This is a genomic window from Paraburkholderia sp. A3BS-1L (assembly GCF_051125215.1).
Lineage (GTDB): Bacteria > Pseudomonadota > Gammaproteobacteria > Burkholderiales > Burkholderiaceae > Paraburkholderia.
On sequence record NZ_CP120442.1, the window covers coordinates 1,513,001 to 1,529,519 of the forward strand.

At 64.5% G+C, this 16,519-nt stretch carries 12 protein-coding genes; 9 read left to right on the forward strand and 3 right to left on the reverse strand.

Annotation, left to right across the window (positions count from 1 at the left end):
- Nucleotides 1-78 precede the first annotated feature (78 nt).
- The 3 genes from P5W99_RS06825 to map all read right to left on the reverse strand — a co-directional run bounded on the left by P5W99_RS06825 (nt 79) and on the right by map (nt 5,836).
- Nucleotides 79-2,202, reverse strand: a complete 2,124-nt coding sequence (locus P5W99_RS06825; protein ID WP_434662300.1) for a pseudouridine synthase — start codon at nt 2,200-2,202, stop codon at nt 79-81.
- Nucleotides 2,203-2,227: 25 nt separating this feature from the next.
- Entirely contained in the window at nt 2,228-4,807 is a 2,580-nt protein-coding gene (locus P5W99_RS06830; protein WP_421079408.1) for a [protein-PII] uridylyltransferase, read from the reverse strand.
- 207 nt (nt 4,808-5,014) lie between these two features.
- On the reverse strand, nt 5,015-5,836 hold the full coding sequence (map, locus tag P5W99_RS06835; RefSeq protein ID WP_421023846.1) for a type I methionyl aminopeptidase: 822 nt from the start codon (nt 5,834-5,836) through the stop codon (nt 5,015-5,017).
- A gap of 380 nt (nt 5,837-6,216) precedes the next feature.
- Here map and rpsB point away from each other — a divergent pair, with 380 nt between their 5' ends.
- The 9 genes from rpsB to bamA all read left to right on the forward strand — a co-directional run bounded on the left by rpsB (nt 6,217) and on the right by bamA (nt 16,478).
- On the forward strand, nt 6,217-6,972 hold the full coding sequence (gene rpsB, locus P5W99_RS06840) for a 30S ribosomal protein S2 (RefSeq protein ID WP_035531861.1): 756 nt from the start codon (nt 6,217-6,219) through the stop codon (nt 6,970-6,972).
- 210 nt (nt 6,973-7,182) lie between these two features.
- Nucleotides 7,183-8,064 carry a translation elongation factor Ts gene (tsf, locus tag P5W99_RS06845; RefSeq protein ID WP_421023847.1) on the forward strand — a complete coding sequence of 294 codons (882 nt, stop codon included), beginning with the start codon at nt 7,183-7,185 and terminating at the stop codon, nt 8,062-8,064.
- Between the two features lie 263 nt (nt 8,065-8,327).
- Nucleotides 8,328-9,044, forward strand: coding sequence for a UMP kinase (gene pyrH, locus P5W99_RS06850; protein ID WP_035531856.1), 717 nt, complete (start codon nt 8,328-8,330; stop codon nt 9,042-9,044).
- 93 nt (nt 9,045-9,137) lie between these two features.
- Entirely contained in the window at nt 9,138-9,698 is a 561-nt protein-coding gene (gene frr, locus P5W99_RS06855) for a ribosome recycling factor (protein ID WP_421023848.1), read from the forward strand.
- Between the two features lie 73 nt (nt 9,699-9,771).
- On the forward strand, nt 9,772-10,554 hold the full coding sequence (uppS, locus tag P5W99_RS06860) for a polyprenyl diphosphate synthase (protein ID WP_421079409.1): 783 nt from the start codon (nt 9,772-9,774) through the stop codon (nt 10,552-10,554).
- The gene (locus P5W99_RS06865) at nt 10,548-11,357 is read left to right on the forward strand and encodes a phosphatidate cytidylyltransferase (protein WP_421079410.1); all 810 of its coding nucleotides are present in this window, start codon (nt 10,548-10,550) and stop codon (nt 11,355-11,357) included. The genes uppS and P5W99_RS06865 overlap by 7 nt, the downstream gene beginning before the upstream one ends.
- Nucleotides 11,358-11,369: 12 nt before the next feature.
- Nucleotides 11,370-12,551: a 1-deoxy-D-xylulose-5-phosphate reductoisomerase gene (locus P5W99_RS06870; RefSeq protein ID WP_421079411.1), complete on the forward strand. Its 1,182-nt coding sequence runs from the start codon at nt 11,370-11,372 to the stop codon at nt 12,549-12,551.
- Between the two features lie 131 nt (nt 12,552-12,682).
- Complete coding sequence (gene rseP / locus P5W99_RS06875; RefSeq protein WP_421079412.1) at nt 12,683-14,101, forward strand: RIP metalloprotease RseP; 1,419 nt, start codon at nt 12,683-12,685, stop codon at nt 14,099-14,101.
- A 67-nt stretch (nt 14,102-14,168) separates the two neighbouring features.
- Nucleotides 14,169-16,478, forward strand: a complete 2,310-nt coding sequence (bamA, locus tag P5W99_RS06880; protein WP_421079413.1) for an outer membrane protein assembly factor BamA — start codon at nt 14,169-14,171, stop codon at nt 16,476-16,478.
- Nucleotides 16,479-16,519: the final 41 nt, after the last annotated feature.

The following is a 16,519-nucleotide window of genomic DNA, read 5'->3' on the forward strand; positions in this document are numbered from 1 at the left end:
GAACAAGCGGTGCGCATGAAAAAAACGGGAGCCGCGGCTCCCGTTTTATTTGCTGCGACTGGCATCAACTTGCGGTGCTCAGAACGCCTCGTCCGCCGACAGATAGCGCCACTGCCCCTGCGGCAGTGCACCTAGCAGCACGCGGCCCATGCGCACGCGCTTGAGGCCCACCACTTTCAGTCCAACGAGTTCGCACATGCGGCGGATCTGGCGCTTCTTGCCTTCGCGCAGCACGAAGCGCAATTGCTCGCCGTTTTGCCAGCTCACCATGGCGGGCTTGAGCGGCACGTCGTCGAGCGAGAGGCCGTGGCGCAGCTTCGCCAGCAACTCGGGCGGGAAGTGCTGGTCGACTTCCATCTCGATGTCGCCATAGGTCACGCGCACGAGGTATTCCTTGTCGATGTCGGAGCTCTCGCCGATCAATTGCTTTGCCACGCGGCCGTCCTGGGTCAGCACGAGCAGGCCGGTCGAGTCGATGTCAAGGCGGCCCGCCGGCGCGAGCGTCCGCAGGTGTTTTGCCGAAAAGCGGATGCCCGAGTGATCGCCGTCCCAGTGATTTTCGGCCGTCACGAGCGTGGCCGCCGGCTCATAGCCGTCCTCGGCCTGGCCCGAGACGTAGCCCACCGGCTTGTGCAGCAGGATCGTCACCTGACGTGCCTGTGCGGCGAGCGCGGCCGGGTCGACTTCGATGCGCTGTTGCGGCGTGACCTTGGCGCCTAGCGTGTCGACGACTTCGCCGTCCACATAGACCCAGCCCTTTTCGATCCATTCGTCGGCTTCGCGGCGTGAGCACAGGCCCAGCTCCGACATGCGCTTGGACAGGCGCAGGGTATTGTCGCCATCGATTTCCACGCGCGCGGTGCGTTGCGGAGCAGTGTGGTCGCCCGCGGCTGGTGCGCGGCGCGGTGCGTGGTCGGAGCCCTTCGCCAAGGGTTTGCGCTCACGCGGCGCGAACGATTCGCCTTCGTTGCGGCTGCGTGGGCGCGGGGCGCTGCTGCCGCGCTCGTTTGCGTTGTCCCAGGAGGCTTTCACGGGGCGCGCGAAGCCTCGTTCGTCACGCGGGCGGCGTTCGTCGGAGCCTTGGTCGCGGCGAAATGCGGGGCGATCGCCACGTGGTGCGGCACCCGGTGCGCGGCGATCGTTTTCTTCGCGTGCACGGAACGGGCGGCGACCTTCGTCGCTGCCGCTACGTTCGAAGCGGCGTTCGGCGCCCTCCTCGCGCGGGCGGGACGGGCGACGTCCTTCGTTATTGCCGCTGCGCTCGAAACGGCGCTGCTCGCCACCTTCCTCGCGCGGGCGGAACGGGCGGCGTCCTTCGCTATTGCCGCTGCGCTCGAAGCGGCGCTGCTCGCCACCTTCCTCGCGCGGGCGGGACGGGCGGCGTCCTTCGCTATTGCCGCTGCGCTCGAAGCGGCGCTGCTCGCCACCTTCCTCGCGCGGGCGGGACGGGCGGCGTCCTTCGCTATTGCCGCTGCGCTCGAAGCGGCGCTGCTCGCCACCTTCCTCGCGCGGGCGGGACGGACGGCGTCCTTCGCTATTGCCGCTGCGCTCGAAACGGCGCTGCTCGCCACCTTCCTCGCGCGGGCGGGACGGGCGGCGTCCTTCGCTATTGCCGCTGCGCTCGAAGCGGCGCTGCTCGCCACCTTCCTCGCGCGGGCGGAACGGGCGGCGTCCTTCGTTATTGCCGCTGCGCTCGAAACGGCGCTGCTCACCGCCTTCCTCGCGCGGGCGGAACGGCCTGCGCCCTTCGTCGCTGCCGCTACGTTCAAAACGGCGCTCGGAGGAGCCCTCATCACGCGCCCGGAACGGCCGGTGTTCGTCGCCCTCGCCACGATTGCGCGGGAACGGGCGCTCATCGCCATCAGTCCGGCGCGCGGGCCGCACGTCGCGGCCCCACGGTTTGGCGCTGCGTGGCGCGTCGCCCGCGTCGCGGCGGCGGCGCTCGTCGCCAGGGCCGCCGCCTTCGCGCGGCGCGCGCGCGGGCCGGTTCGACGTGTCGCGCTCGCGCGCGGTCGCTGGCTTCCCGGACATGGGCTTCCCGCCGGGTTTTGCCATGGACGGGCGCGCTTGTGCGGGCCGTCCTTCAGCCGGCCGCGCCTCGTCTGAGCGCACCGGCTTGCGGGCGGTCGTGCTGCCGCGGCGCACGGGGGCGCGTTCGGGCGTGGCCGGGCGCGGATGTTTGGCTGTCAGTTTGGCTCGCATGGTTCTACGTCTTTCGATGTTACTTTCACACTGCTATCGCGCGCAGCAGTTCGGTTTCGACGCGGATCTGCTGGCGGTTGTCGGACAGACCCGACCCGTCGAGCAGAAACACGTCCTCCACGCGCTCGCCAAGCGTATTGATCCGCGCCGCCTGGACGCCGATGCGGTGCTCGGCGAGCACGCGCGCGATGGAATAAAGAAGGCCCAGCCGGTCGTTCGCCGACACGGACAGGATGTAGTACTGGTCGCGCTCGTCGGCCCGCAGGTCGACGCGCGGCGTGACCGGGAAGGTGCGCGACAGGCGCGAGAGCCGTCCCTTCGACGGCTCCGGCAGCGGATTGCCGGACGCCGCGAGGCGCTGGGCGAGTTCCTGCTCGACCAGATTCGCAATATCGCGGTAATGCACGTCGCCTTCGGGGTGGGCGACGATGAAGTTGTCGAGCGCGTAACCGTGGCGCGTCGTACTCACGCGCGCATCGAGCACGGACAGGCCGCTGCGGTCGAAGTAGGCGCACATGGTGGCGAACAGGTCCGGCCGGTCCTTCGCATAGACCAGCACTTGCAGCGCTTCGCCCACGGGTGAGGGCCGAGCGCGCACGACGGGCGAGGGCGTTTCCACGTAGCGGTAGAGCACACGCGTTTGCCACGCGATGTCGGCGGCGTCGTGGCGCAGGAAATAGCCCACATCGAGCTTGTCCCACAGCGCGCGATGCGCGTTCTCCGGCACGGTTTCGAGGCGTAGCAGCGCGAGCGCCAGTTCCTGGCGCGTCTTGAGCTCCGAGTGCGCGTCGGGCTGGGCGCCGCCGAGCACGGCGCTCGTCGAGCGGTAGAGATCCTCGAGCAGCTTGCCCTTCCAGTTGTTCCATACCTTCGGGCTGGTTCCGCGGATATCGGCCACCGTCAGCAGATAGAGCGCCGACAGCCGGCGCTTGGAGCCCACCAGATCGGCAAAGCGCTTCACCACTTCGGGATCGCTCGTGTCCTGCTTCTGGGCGACCTGGCTCATGGTCAGGTGCTGTTGAACGAGCCAGACGATCAGGTCGGAGTCTTCGCTGGCGATGCCATGCTCGCGGCAGAATCGCCGCGCGTCGGCCATGCCGAGCTGCGAATGGTCGCCGCCGCGCCCCTTGGCGATGTCGTGGAACAGCGCCGCCACGTAAAGCACCCAGGGCCGCTCGAAATCGGCGATCAACTGGCTGCAGAACGGGTACTCGTGCGCGTGCTCGGCCACGGCGAAGCGCCGGATATTGCGCAGCACCATCAGGATGTGCTGATCGACCGTGTAGACATGATAGAGGTCGTGCTGCATCTGCCCGACGATGCGCCTGAAATTCAGCAGATAGCGCCCCAGCACGCTCGTCTGGTTCATCAGCCGGATGGCATGCGTAATGCCTGCGGGCTCCTTCATGATCGCCATGAAGAGGCGGCGGTTTTCCGGGTCGCGGCGCCAGTGCTGATCCATCTTCTCGCGGGCGTTGTACAGCGCCCGCAAGGTGCGCGCCGAGAGGCCCTTCACGCCAGGCACCTGTTCGTAAAGCAGGAAGGCTTCGAGGATCGCATGCGGTTCGCGCTCGAACACGTCGTCGGTCACGATTTCAATCATGCCCTGTTTTTCGACGAAATGATCCGAGAGGGTACGCGTGATGCCGCTCGTGCTCGGGAAGAGTTGCGCCTCGATGTTCTGGATGAGGATGGTCGCAAGCTGCGTGACCGCCTTGGCCGCCCAGTAGTAGCGGCGCATGAGCTGCTCGCTCGCGCGCCGCGCCGCGCTGGCCGAGTAGCCGAAGCTTTCCGCCACGCTCGTCTGCAGATCGAACACGAGGATGTCCTGGCGGCGGCCGGCGATTACGTGCAGGCGCGCACGCAGGGTTTTCAGGAACGCCTCGTTGCGGCGCAACTCGCGCGCTTCGCGCTCCGTGATGAGCCCGCGCTGATCGAGTTCTTTCCAGCTGCTGCCAAAGGCTGCCGCTTCGGTGACCCACAGGATCAGTTGCAGGTCGCGCAAGCCGCCGGGGCTTTCCTTGACGTTCGGCTCCAGCGCATAGGGTGTGTCCTGGAAGCGCCCATGACGCTGGCGCATTTCCAGCACCTTGGCCTGGAAGAATGCGCGCGGATCCATGGCGTCGCGGTAGCGCTGGACAAAATCGCCGAACAGCGTCGGGCTGCCCGTGATGCGGCGCGCTTCGAGCAGCGATGTGCGCACCGTCACGTCGCCGGCGGCTTCTTCAAGGCATTGCGAGACGCTGCGCACACTGCTGCCGATTTCGAGGCCGAGGTCCCACGCGAGGCCGATGAAGTGCTCGAGGCGGGATTCGAGCGGTGCGAGCGCTTCATCGTCAGGCAGCAGCACGAGGATGTCGACGTCGGAGTACGGCGCGAGTTCGCCGCGCCCGAAGCCGCCCACGGCCACGAGCGCGAGCGAGGCCGGCAGCTCGCACAGGCTCCATGCGCGGCGCAGGGTGTCGTCGGTGGCGCGGGCGAGCGCGCGCATCAGCGAGTCGACATTGGATGCGCTCCTGAACCGTTCGAGCAACTGGGCCTTGGCGGCCTTGTAGTCGGACTTCAGCGACGACGTATCGGGTGCGGCGACGGCGGGAACGCTCATGGGCTTCGGTACAGTTGGCGCGGGTTGGAGAATGCCCGGCGCCCACGCGCGGACTGCCGGGCGGTGGACCGTGCGGGCGGGGGGGCGATGCCGGGTTAAGCCTGATTTATGTCCGGGGTATGCCTGAATGATGCCTGGGTGAAGCCTGCTTACAGAACTGCATTGTGCCGCCTGCTGTTGCGATCGCCCCCAGCGCGCGCCTTGCAATCAGGCGGCCGAACCGGCCATCTGCGCAACGATGGCAGGCTTGGCTGGCGTGCCCGCCGAAACCGTCAGCACTTCGTAGCCGGTCTCGGTCACGAGCACAGTGTGCTCCCATTGCGCCGAGAGGCTGCGGTCCTTGGTCTTGACGGTCCACTGGTCCGGCATGGTGCGGATCTCGCGGCGCCCGGCGTTGATCATCGGTTCGATGGTGAAGATCATGCCCGGCAGCAGCTCGACGCCCGTGCCGGCGCGGCCATAGTGGAGCACCTGCGGCTCGTCGTGGAACACCGTGCCGATGCCGTGGCCGCAATACTCGCGCACGACGCTGTAGCCTTGCGCTTCGGCGTAGCGCTGGATGGCATGGCCGATGTCGCCCAGATGGCCGCCCGGGCGCACCTGGTCGATGCCGAGCCACATGCATTCATAGGTCGTCTGCACGAGGCGCTTCGCGAGAATCGACCCCTCGCCAACGATGAACATGCGGCTCGTGTCGCCGAAATAGCCGTCCTTGATCACCGTGATGTCCATATTGAGCGTGTCGCCGTTCTTCAGCGCCTTGTCGCCCGGAATACCGTGACAAATCACGTCGTTCACCGAGGTGCAGATGGCCTTCGGGTAGGGCGGATAGCCCGGCGGCTGATAGTTCAGCGGCGCCGGAACCGTACCTTGCACGTTGGTCATGTATTCGTGGCAGAGCCGGTCGAGCTCGCCCGTCGTCACACCCGCCACGACGAACGGTGTTATGTAGTCGAGCACCTCGCTTGCCAGCCGGCAGGCGACGCGCATCTGCGCGATGTCGTGTTCGTTCTTGATCGAAATGGCCATGGTGTGCGCCCGAAAATGCAGTCGAATATCAAATTATCGCACCTTATCCGGACGATCGTTGGCTTTTGAGGGGGGCGGCCGAGCGCGCCGCGCGCCGGCGCATTCGTTCCGAGGGTAATAGCTGGCTTGAGTGCGCTCAGCTTTACGTGCTATACTCTTCGGCTAAGTCGCTTCCTGTATCTTTCGGTTGCGGAAGTTTTGGAGCGCGATTATGCCTGCTGTCGCCGCGGGCAAAAAATAACGGCGACAACATTAAGGCAGTAACAAAGCGAAATCGCGAGCCGGTGCACCCAGGGTGTCGGGTGCGTCAGCCCTGTAAGCGGGGCGGCGTACCGATACGGCAGCCGGCTTAAGACCCAACCCTAGCGGAGAATTGAAACATGGCAGTTACCATGCGCCAAATGCTGGAAGCAGGTGTCCACTTCGGTCACCAGACGCGCTTCTGGAACCCGAAGATGGCCCCCTTCATTTTCGGTCATCGCAACAAGATTCACATCATCAACCTCGAAAAGACGCTGCCGATGTACAACGACGCACTGAAGTACGTGCGTCAGCTGGCATCGAACCGTGGCACGATCCTGTTTGTCGGTACGAAGCGTCAATCGCGCGACACGATCGCCGACGAGGCAGCGCGCGCTGGCATGCCGTTTGTGAACGCACGTTGGCTCGGCGGCATGCTGACCAACTTCAAGACGCTGAAGGTTTCGATCAAGCGCCTGAAAGACATGGAAGCAGCAGTGGAAGCCGGTGAGCTCGAGAAGATGAGCAAGAAGGAAGCGCTCCTGTTCGAACGCGAAATCGCCAAGCTGCAAAAGTCGATCGGCGGCGTGAAGGACATGGGCGGCATTCCTGACGCAATTTTCGTGGTCGACGTCGGCTACCACAAGATTGCCGTGACGGAAGCCAACAAGCTGGGCATCCCCGTCATCGCCGTGGTCGACACGAACCACTCGCCGGAAGGCATCGACTACGTGATCCCGGGTAACGACGACGCCAGCAAGGCTGTCGCGCTCTACACGCAAGGCGTGGCTGACGCGATCCTCGAAGGCCGTGCCAGCGCGGTCAACGAAGTGGTTGCAGCCGTGCGCGGCAACGAAGGCGACGACGAGTTCGTCGAGGTCAATCCGGAGGCGTAAGCCGCCCCGTGTCCGGCAAGAAAAGGGGGCTTCCATAGGCCCCTTTTTTTTAAGCCGTGGCGTTCGAAGCCGCGTCATATGGGCGGCACCGTAGTCCTGTAGAAGCAGCTGTAAAAAAGCGTTTCAGCACGGTATTTACGGAAACGAATTCCTGTCGGCCGCATCGAATCATGCGGCTGGCGCGTACCAGACAGATTCAAGGAGCGAATGATGGCGGCAATTACCGCAAGCATGGTGGCAGAACTGCGCGCGAAGACCGACGCGCCGATGATGGAATGCAAGAAGGCGCTGACGGAAGCCGACGGCGACCTCGCGCGTGCTGAAGAACTGCTGCGCGTGAAGCTCGGCAACAAGGCGAGCAAGGCAGCTTCGCGCGTCACGGCAGAAGGCGTGATCTCGTCGTTCATCGGTGCCAACGCTGGCGCGGTGGTCGAACTGAACTGCGAAACCGACTTCGTTGCGAAGAACGACGACTTCCTCGCATTCGCGAAGCAGATCGCCGAGCTCGTCGCTACGCAGAACCCGGCTGACGTCGCTGCGCTGTCGGCGCTGCCGCTGGACGGCTCGACGGTCGACGCAGTGCGCCTCGCGCTGGTCGGCAAGATCGGTGAAAACCTCTCGATCCGCCGTTTCGCGCGTTTCGAAACCGCCAACAAGCTGGCTGCGTACCTGCACGGCACGCGCATTGGCGTGCTGGTCGAGTACACGGGCGCCGACGAGCAAGTGGGCAAGGACGTCGCGATGCACATTGCCGCCATGAAGCCGGTCTCGCTGTCGTCGGACGACGTGCCGGCCGACCTGATCGCCAAGGAGCGCAGCATCGCCGAGCAGAAGGCTGCCGAATCGGGCAAGCCGGCTGAGATCGTCGCGAAGATGGTCGAAGGTTCGGTTCAGAAGTACCTGAAGGAAGTGTCGCTGCTGAACCAGCCGTTCGTGAAGAACGACAAGCAGACGATCGAGCAGATGCTCAAGGCTGCTGGCACGACGGTGCAGAAGTTCGCCCTCTTCGTGGTGGGCGAAGGCATCGAGAAGCGCCAGGACGACTTCGCCGCCGAGGTGGCCGCACAAGTCGCTGCTGCAAAGCAGCAATAAAGGCCGCGCAAGCCTTAAAGCTTCAAGCCGTACCGCAGTAAAAGCACCAAGCAGCATCAAGCAGTACCGTAGCAAGCCGCGGCGGAGCGTTTCCGCCGCGGTGGGCAGCATAGCGACGCCCGATGTAGCGGCGCCTTGCGCGGCGGACGCCCGCCGCGCCCCGTGGCGCAAATCTTCGCTATTCTGGCGGCGCTTGCCCCAAGCCGTATTTCACCCCTACAGTTTCAAGTTATTGCCCTTTGCGCGCGATCCTGGATACCCCCATGCCCACACCCGCCTATAAACGCGTCCTGCTCAAACTTTCCGGCGAAGCCCTGATGGGCGACGATGCCTTCGGCATCAACCGCGCCACGATCGAACGAATGGTGGCGGACGTGGCCGAGGTGGTGCGGCTTGGCACCCAGCTCGCGGTCGTGATCGGCGGTGGCAACATTTTTCGCGGCGTCGCGGGCGGCGCAGCCGGCATGGACCGCGCGACGGCCGACTACATGGGCATGCTCGCCACCATGATGAACGCGCTCGCGCTGCAGGACGCCATGCGTCACGCAGGCATCGAGGCGCGCGTGCAATCGGCGCTGCGCATGGACCAGGTGGTCGAGCCGTATATTCGCCCGCGTGCGATTCGCCAGCTCGAAGAGGGCAAGGTCGTGATCTTCGCGGCGGGCACGGGCAACCCGTTCTTCACCACCGACACCGCCGCTGCGCTGCGCGGCGCGGAAGTGGGCGCGGAAGTCGTGCTCAAGGCCACCAAGGTCGACGGCGTCTACTCGGCGGACCCGAAAAAGGATCCTTCGGCCACGCGCTACTCGACGATCAGCTTCGATGAGGCAATCGGCCGCAATCTGCAGGTGATGGACGCGACGGCGTTTGCGCTGTGCCGCGACCAGAAGCTGCCCATCCGGGTTTTTTCCATCGTCAAGCCGGGCGCGCTCAAGCGCATCATTCAAGGCGAAGACGAAGGCACGCTCGTCCACGTGTAAACTCTCGTCTCAAACGGGAAACGAACATGGGCCGCGCCGCCCCCCGAGCGCGCTGGCGGGCCCGTTCCGTAATGAAGGTTCGGAGGTATCAAAATGGCTGTGGCTGACATCAAGAAGGGCGCTGAGCAAAAAATGCAGCGCTCGATCGAAGCGTTCAAGAGCGATCTGGCGAAAATCCGTACGGGCCGTGCCCATACCGGTCTGCTCGATCACATCCAGGTCGACTACTACGGCTCGCCCGTGCCCATCTCGCAAGTCGCGAACCTCACGCTCGTGGACGCTCGCACGATCGGCGTGCAGCCGTGGGAAAAGAAGATGGTGCAGGTCATCGAAAAGGCGATCCGCGAGTCGGATCTCGGCCTGAACCCGGCTACGCACGGCGATCTGATCCGCGTGCCGATGCCCGCGCTGACCGAAGAGCGCCGCAAGGAGCTCACCAAGGTTGTCAAGAGCGAAGGCGAGACGGCCAAGGTGGCCGTGCGCAACCTGCGCCGCGACGCTAACGAAACGCTCAAGAAGCTCGTGAAGGACAAGGAAATCTCTGAAGACGACGAGCGCCGCGCTGGCGACGACGTCCAGAAGCTGACGGACCGCTTCGTTGCCGAGATCGACAAGCTCGTCCAGACCAAGGAAGCGGAGATCATGACGGTCTGAGGCCGCCAGGTTCTCAGCTCCGCCAGGGTTCTCCTGCCCTTTTGTCCGTATCCGTAGTTTTAGTCTGACGGCCATGACCTATACCAGCTCAACCGTTCGCGTGCCCGACGTGGCGGCCGTGCCGCGCCACATCGCGATCATCATGGACGGCAACGGCCGTTGGGCAACTCAACGCCGTTTGCCGCGCGTCGCGGGCCATACGCGCGGCGTCGATGCCGTGCGTTCGGTCGTCGAGGCCTGCGTCGAGAATGGCGTCGAATACCTCACCCTGTTCGCGTTCAGTTCGGAAAACTGGCGGCGTCCGACCGACGAAGTGTCGTTCCTGATGCGCCTGTTCGTCACCGCGCTAGAGCGCGAAGTGGCGCGCCTTCATGCGAACGGCATTCGTCTGCGCGTGGTCGGCGACCTGTCGATGTTCAACGAGCGCATCCAGGACCTGATTCGCCGCGCGGAAACCAAGACCGCGCGCAACACGCGGCTCACGCTCACCATCGCGGCGAATTACGGTGGCCGCTGGGACATCATGCAGGCGACCCGCAAACTGGTCGAGGCTGCCGCTGCGGCCGGCGAGCCGGTGCCCGTCACCGAGGACACCATCGGCCAGCATCTGGCCATGAACTACGCGCCGGAGCCCGATCTCTTCATTCGCACCGGTGGCGAGCAGCGTGTGAGCAATTTCTTGCTCTGGCAACTCGCGTACGCAGAATTTTATTTTACCGACACGTTCTGGCCGGACTTCAACGCCGATGCGCTCAATCGCGCGATCGGATCCTACGCGGAACGTGAGCGCCGCTTTGGCCGCACGAGCGCCCAGCTCGCAAACCAATCCCAGAACGCCGACTCGCTTTCATGCTAAAGACCCGTGTCATCACGGCGCTCGTCCTGCTGGCCATCCTCCTGCCGGTCACCCTGTTCGCACCGGTTGCCTGGTTTGGCGTGCTGATCGGCGTCGTGGTGTTGTTTGCCGCGTGGGAGTGGGCGCGCCTGCTCAAGGCCGGCAAAGCGGGCTCGATCGTCTATGCGGCAATTGCCGTGCTGGCTGTCATCGCAAGCCAGCGGCTCGAGTCGGCCCATCCGCTTTATCAGGCCGCCGGCATCTTCTGGCTCATCGCCGGCCCTTACGTGCTCGTGCGCAAGCCGACGCTCGGCGCCGGCGTCTGGCGCGCCTTCCTGCTTGCCGCCGGGCTCGTGATTTTCTGCGCCTGCTGGCACGCGCTGGTCGCGGCGCGCACGGTGGGCGTGGCGTTCGTGCTCTCGCTGCTGCTGATCGTCTGGCTTGCCGATATCGGCGCATACTTTGCAGGTAAGGCATTCGGAAAGCATAAGCTCGCGCCCGCGATCAGTCCGGGCAAGACCTGGGAAGGCGCCGTGGGCGGCTGGGTGGCCGTGATGGCCGTGTCGGGCGCCGCGCTCACGCTGCACGCGTTCGAGCCGACCCTGTATTCGGCGCTGGCGACCCGCCTCGGCCTTGGCCGGGCGCTCTTCGTGCTCACCGTACTAGTCGCGTTCAGCGTGATCGGCGATCTGTTCGAGTCGATGACGAAGCGCCAGGCGGGCGTAAAAGATTCGAGCGGCCTCTTGCCAGGCCACGGCGGCGTGCTCGATCGCATCGACGCGCTGCTGCCGGTCCTGCCGCTTGCCATGCTGCTGCTCGGTTAGAGACTAATGGAAATGCAAAAACGACTCACCTTGCTCGGATCCACGGGCTCGATCGGAGACAGCACGCTCGACGTGGTTGCGCGTCATCCGCAACAGTTCTCCGTCTACGCGCTCACCGCGCACCGCAACGGCGACAAGCTCGTCGAACAATGTCTGCGCTTCGCGCCCGAAGTGGCCGTAGTCGGCGATGCCGATACCGCCGCGGCGGTCGAGCGCAAGCTGCGCGCGGCAGGTTCGAAGACGGTTGTGGCGTACGGGCCGCAGGCGCTCGCCGATGTCGCGAAGAGCGATGGATGCGACACCGTGGTTGCCGCCATCGTCGGCGCGGCGGGCCTCGTGCCCACCCTCGCGGCGGCGCAGGCCGGCAAGCGCATTCTGCTCGCAAACAAGGAAGCGCTCGTGATGTCGGGCGACATCTTCATGAATGCGGCGCGCGATAACGGCGCGGTGCTGTTGCCGGTGGACAGCGAGCACAACGCCGTGTTCCAGTGTTTGCCCGCCGAAGGCACGCAGCATGGCGGCGTGACGAAGATCATCCTGACCGCTTCTGGCGGCCCGTTCCGCACGCGCGAGCCGGCCACGCTCGTCGACGTGACGCCGGACGAGGCGTGCAAGCACCCGAACTGGTCCATGGGCCGCAAGATTTCGGTCGACTCGGCCACGATGATGAACAAGGGCCTCGAAGTCATCGAGGCGCATTATCTGTTCGATCTGCCAGGCGAGCGCATCGACGTGCTGATCCACCCGCAGAGCGTGATCCACTCGATGGTCTCGTACGCGGACGGTTCGGTGCTCGCGCAACTGGGCAACCCGGACATGCGCACGCCGATCGCGCACGCGCTCGCGTTCCCGGATCGTGTGGATTCGGGCGTTGCGCAACTCGACCTCGCGCAGGTGGCCACGCTCAATTTCGAGAAGCCGGACTACGCACGTTTTCCGTGTCTTGCGCTGGCAATGAAGGCGCTGGCCGAGGGCGGCGTGGCGAGCGCCACGCTCAACGCAGCCAACGAAATCGCGGTGGAGGCGTTCCTCAACCGCCGGATCGGTTTCATGGCGATTGCGCAGACGGTCGACGCCGTGCTCAACGCGCTGGACAATCGCCGCGCCGCGAGTCTCGAAGTCGTGCTCGAAGCCGACGCAGCCGCGCGCCGCGCGGCGCTCAAGATCATCGACAGCCTGCCGGTGCCGGCCTGAAGCCTCGCTCGGGCCGCTCCCGGGCTGTGCTCAGGCCGCCCGCGGAGGCGTGAGGGTCTGCTTGCAGACCCATCGGCCCGCCAACGAGGTTGACCCGCATTGGCGCGCTGCTTCCAGCAGAGGAGGCGCATATGAATCTGCTCACCGAATTGGTGTCTTTTGTCGTGGCGATCGGCGTACTCGTTGTCGTGCACGAATATGGACACTACAGCGTTGCACGCTTGTGCGGCGTCAAGGTTTTGCGATTTTCGATCGGCTTCGGCAAGCCGCTCGTGCAGTGGGTCAGCAAGAAGAGCGGGACCGAATGGACGATCTCGGCGCTGCCGCTCGGCGGCTACGTCAAGATGCTCGACGAGCGCGAGTTGCAGGACAAGCAAGGGGACATTCCCGCCGAAGATTTGCCGCACGCGTTCAACCGGCAGTCGGTTGGCAAGCGCATCGCCATCGTCGCTGCCGGGCCGTTGGCCAATTTCATTCTTGCCATCGTGCTCTTCGCAGCGGTGTTCGCGAGCGGCGTGACCGAGCCGACCGCCATCGTTGCCGTGCCGCCGGCACAGACGGCCGCCGCGCAGGCCGGCTTCCAGGGCGGCGAGACCATTCTCGCCGTGAGCGACGCGAACGGCAGCGACACGGAGCCCGTGCGCTCGTGGGCCGATCTGCGCTGGAAGCTGCTGTCCGCGGCCTTCGATCAAAACCGCGTGGTGCTCTCCGCGCGTGACGGCGGCGGCACCTACGACTTTCCCCTCGATCTCTCGCGCCTCACCAGCAAAGATCTCGACGACGACTTCATGTCGAAGCTCGGTCTCGAGGCCGGCGGAGCCAAACTGACGATCGCGGGCGTGGAGGCGGGCAGTGCTGCCCAGCAGGCGGGGCTGGAAAAAGGCGATCGCCTGGTTGCGATCGATGGCCGCCCCGTTGACAGCGCAAGCACTTTCATCGGCTACGTGAAGGCCCACGCGGGCAAGCCTGTGCACGTGCGCGTCGTGCGTGGTGATACGCAAAACGTTGCGCAGAACGGCGCGTCCGGGCAAGGGCAGACGTTGACGCTCATGATCACGCCCATGGCGCAGCGTGACGGCGAAACAGGTGAGGAAGTCGGGCGCATCGGTGCGGCGCTTGCGGCCCAGGCGCCCACTGTGGACGTCCGCTACGGGCCGATCGAGAGCGTTCGGCTGGGTGCGTTCCGCACGTGGGATATCGCGATCTATTCGCTGCGTATGTTCGGCCGCATGCTCACGGGCGAGGCGTCTCTGAAAAATCTGTCGGGCCCGGTGACGATTGCTGACTATGCGGGCAAGAGCGCAAGACTCGGTCCGTCCGCCTTCCTGTCGTTCCTCGCCCTTGTCAGCATTAGCCTCGGCGTACTCAACCTGCTCCCAATTCCGGTATTGGATGGGGGGCATCTGTTATATTATGCGGTTGAAGCCGTAACGGGCAAAGCCGTCTCGGACCGCTGGCAGCTCGTCCTGCAGCGCGCGGGACTTGCCTGCATCGTCGCGCTGTCGGCGATCGCGTTGTTCAACGATCTGGCTCGGTTAATCCATTTTTAAAGATGTCTGGCGGCGTCCGAGGGCGGGCCGCCTGATCTGATGCAGCTATACATACTGGGGAAGCACGTTGTTTAGACCTCATCGCTTGGTTCCAAAAACGGTTGCGGCTGCGGCGATTGCCGCGCATGGCCTGGTCGCTCACGCGGCGACAACGCCTTTCGTGGTACAGGACATCCGCATCGAAGGACTGCAACGCGTCGAGCCGGGCACGGTGTTCGCGTACTTGCCCATCAAGCAGGGCGATACGTTCACCGACGACAAGGCATCCGATGCCATTCGCGCATTGTATGCAACGGGCTTCTTCAACGACGTGCGCATCGGCACCGAAGGCGGTGTCGTGGTCGTGCAGGTGCAGGAGCGGCCAGCCATCGGCACGATCGACTTCGCCGGCATCAAGGAGTTCGACAAGGACAACCTCACGAAGGCGCTGCGCGCAGTCGGTCTCTCGCAAGGCCGCTATTACGACAAGGCGCTCGTCGACAAGGCCGAGCAGGAACTCAAGCGTCAGTACCTCACGCGCGGCTTCTATGCCGCCGAAGTCACGACCACGGTAACCCCGATCGACCGCAACCGCGTCGGCCTGCTGTTCTCGGTGGTCGAAGGCCCGAGCGCGAAGATCCGGCAGATCAACTTCATCGGCAACAAGACGTATAGCAGCGGCACGCTGCTCTCGGAGATGCAACTCTCCACGCCGAACTGGTTCTCGTGGTACACGAAGAACGACCTGTACTCGAAGGAAAAGCTCACGGGCGACCTCGAGAACGTGCGCTCGTACTACCTGAACCACGGCTATCTCGAGTTCAACATCGACTCGACGCAGGTTTCGATTTCGCCCGACAAGAAGGACATGTACCTGACGATCGGGATCCACGAAGGCGAGCCCTACAAGGTTTCGGGCATCCACCTGGCGGGCAATCTGCTCGACCGCGAGGCCGAGCTCAACAAGCTCATCAAGATCAAGCCGGGCGACCGCTTCTCGGCCGAGAAGCTGCAGGCTACGACCAAGTCGATCGTCGACAAGCTCGGCGAATACGGCTACGCATTCGCCACCGTCAATGCGCTGCCGCAGATCAATCAGGCCGACCACACGGTCGACCTCACGCTGCAGATCGACCCGAGCCGCCGTGTGTACGTGCGCCGCATCAACGTGATCGGCAACACGCGCACGCGTGACGAAGTCGTGCGCCGCGAAATGCGCCAGCTCGAAAGCTCGTGGTTCGATTCGAGCCGCCTCGCGCTTTCGAAGGACCGTATCAACCGTCTCGGTTACTTCACCGATGTCGACGTGACCACGGTGCCGGTGGAAGGTACGCCCGACCAGGTCGACGTGAACGTGAAGGTGGCCGAAAAGCCGACCGGCGCGATCACGCTGGGCGCGGGCTTCTCGTCCACGGACAAGGTGGTGCTCTCGGCCGGGGTCTCGCAGGACAACGTGTTCGGCTCGGGCACGAGCCTCTCGGTGAACATCAACACCGCGAAGACGTACCGCACGCTGGCTGTCACGCAGGTGGACCCGTACTTCACGGTGGACGGCATCAAGCGCATTACCGACGTCTACTACCGCACGTACCAGCCGCTGTACTACTCGACCGATTCGAGCTTCAAGATCATCACGACGGGCGCTGACCTGAAGTTCGGCATTCCGTTCTCGGAAGTGGACACGGTCTTCTTCGGCCTCGGTTTCGAGCAGGACACGCTCGACACCGACGCGTACACGCCGCAGAGCTACATCGATTACGTGAAAAACTTCGGCCGTGTGTCGAACAACATTCCGTTCACGATCGGCTGGTCGCGCGACGCGCGCGACAGTGCGCTGATTCCGAGCCGCGGCTACTTTACGCAGGCGAATTTTGAATGGGGTACGCCGGTCGGCTCGACGCCTTACGTCAAGACCGACGTGCAGGCGCAGTACTATTACTCGTTCGCACGCGGCTTCGTGCTGGGCATGAACTTCCAGGCCGGCTACGGCAAGGGCCTCGACGGCAAGCCGTACCCGATCTTCAAGAACTACTACGCGGGCGGTATCGGTTCGGTGCGTGGCTACGAGCCGAGCTCGCTGGGTCCGCGCGACGCCAAGACTAACGACCCGATCGGCGGTTCGAAGATGGTGGTCGGCAACATCGAGCTCACGTTCCCGCTGCCCGGCACGGGCTACGATCGCACGCTGCGCGTCTTCACATTCGTCGACGCCGGTAACGTCTGGGGCGACGAGGGCAACACCAGCACGGGCGCGAACGGTCTGCGCTATGCGTACGGTGTGGGTCTAGCGTGGATTTCGCCGATCGGCCCGCTCAAGCTGAGCCTTGGCTTCCCGATCGTCAAGCACGAAGGCGATCAGTACCAGAAGTTCCAGTTCCAGATTGGCACGGCCTTCTGACGAGGCTCGCAGGAACAGGTATTTACAGAAACGAGAGGATA

Bases quoted from the DNA above. Each gene is read 5' to 3' on its own strand.
- P5W99_RS06825 (WP_434662300.1), bottom strand. From the start codon at position 2,202: ATGCGAGCCAAACTGACAGCCAAACATCCGCGCCCGGCCACGCCCGAA.
- P5W99_RS06830 (WP_421079408.1), bottom strand. From the start codon at position 4,807: ATGAGCGTTCCCGCCGTCGCCGCACCCGATACGTCGTCGCTGAAGTCC.
- map (WP_421023846.1), bottom strand. From the start codon at position 5,836: ATGGCCATTTCGATCAAGAACGAACACGACATCGCGCAGATGCGCGTC.
- rpsB (WP_035531861.1), top strand. From the start codon at position 6,217: ATGGCAGTTACCATGCGCCAAATGCTGGAAGCAGGTGTCCACTTCGGT.
- tsf (WP_421023847.1), top strand. From the start codon at position 7,183: ATGGCGGCAATTACCGCAAGCATGGTGGCAGAACTGCGCGCGAAGACC.
- pyrH (WP_035531856.1), top strand. From the start codon at position 8,328: ATGCCCACACCCGCCTATAAACGCGTCCTGCTCAAACTTTCCGGCGAA.
- frr (WP_421023848.1), top strand. From the start codon at position 9,138: ATGGCTGTGGCTGACATCAAGAAGGGCGCTGAGCAAAAAATGCAGCGC.
- uppS (WP_421079409.1), top strand. From the start codon at position 9,772: ATGACCTATACCAGCTCAACCGTTCGCGTGCCCGACGTGGCGGCCGTG.
- P5W99_RS06865 (WP_421079410.1), top strand. From the start codon at position 10,548: ATGCTAAAGACCCGTGTCATCACGGCGCTCGTCCTGCTGGCCATCCTC.
- P5W99_RS06870 (WP_421079411.1), top strand. From the start codon at position 11,370: ATGCAAAAACGACTCACCTTGCTCGGATCCACGGGCTCGATCGGAGAC.
- rseP (WP_421079412.1), top strand. From the start codon at position 12,683: ATGAATCTGCTCACCGAATTGGTGTCTTTTGTCGTGGCGATCGGCGTA.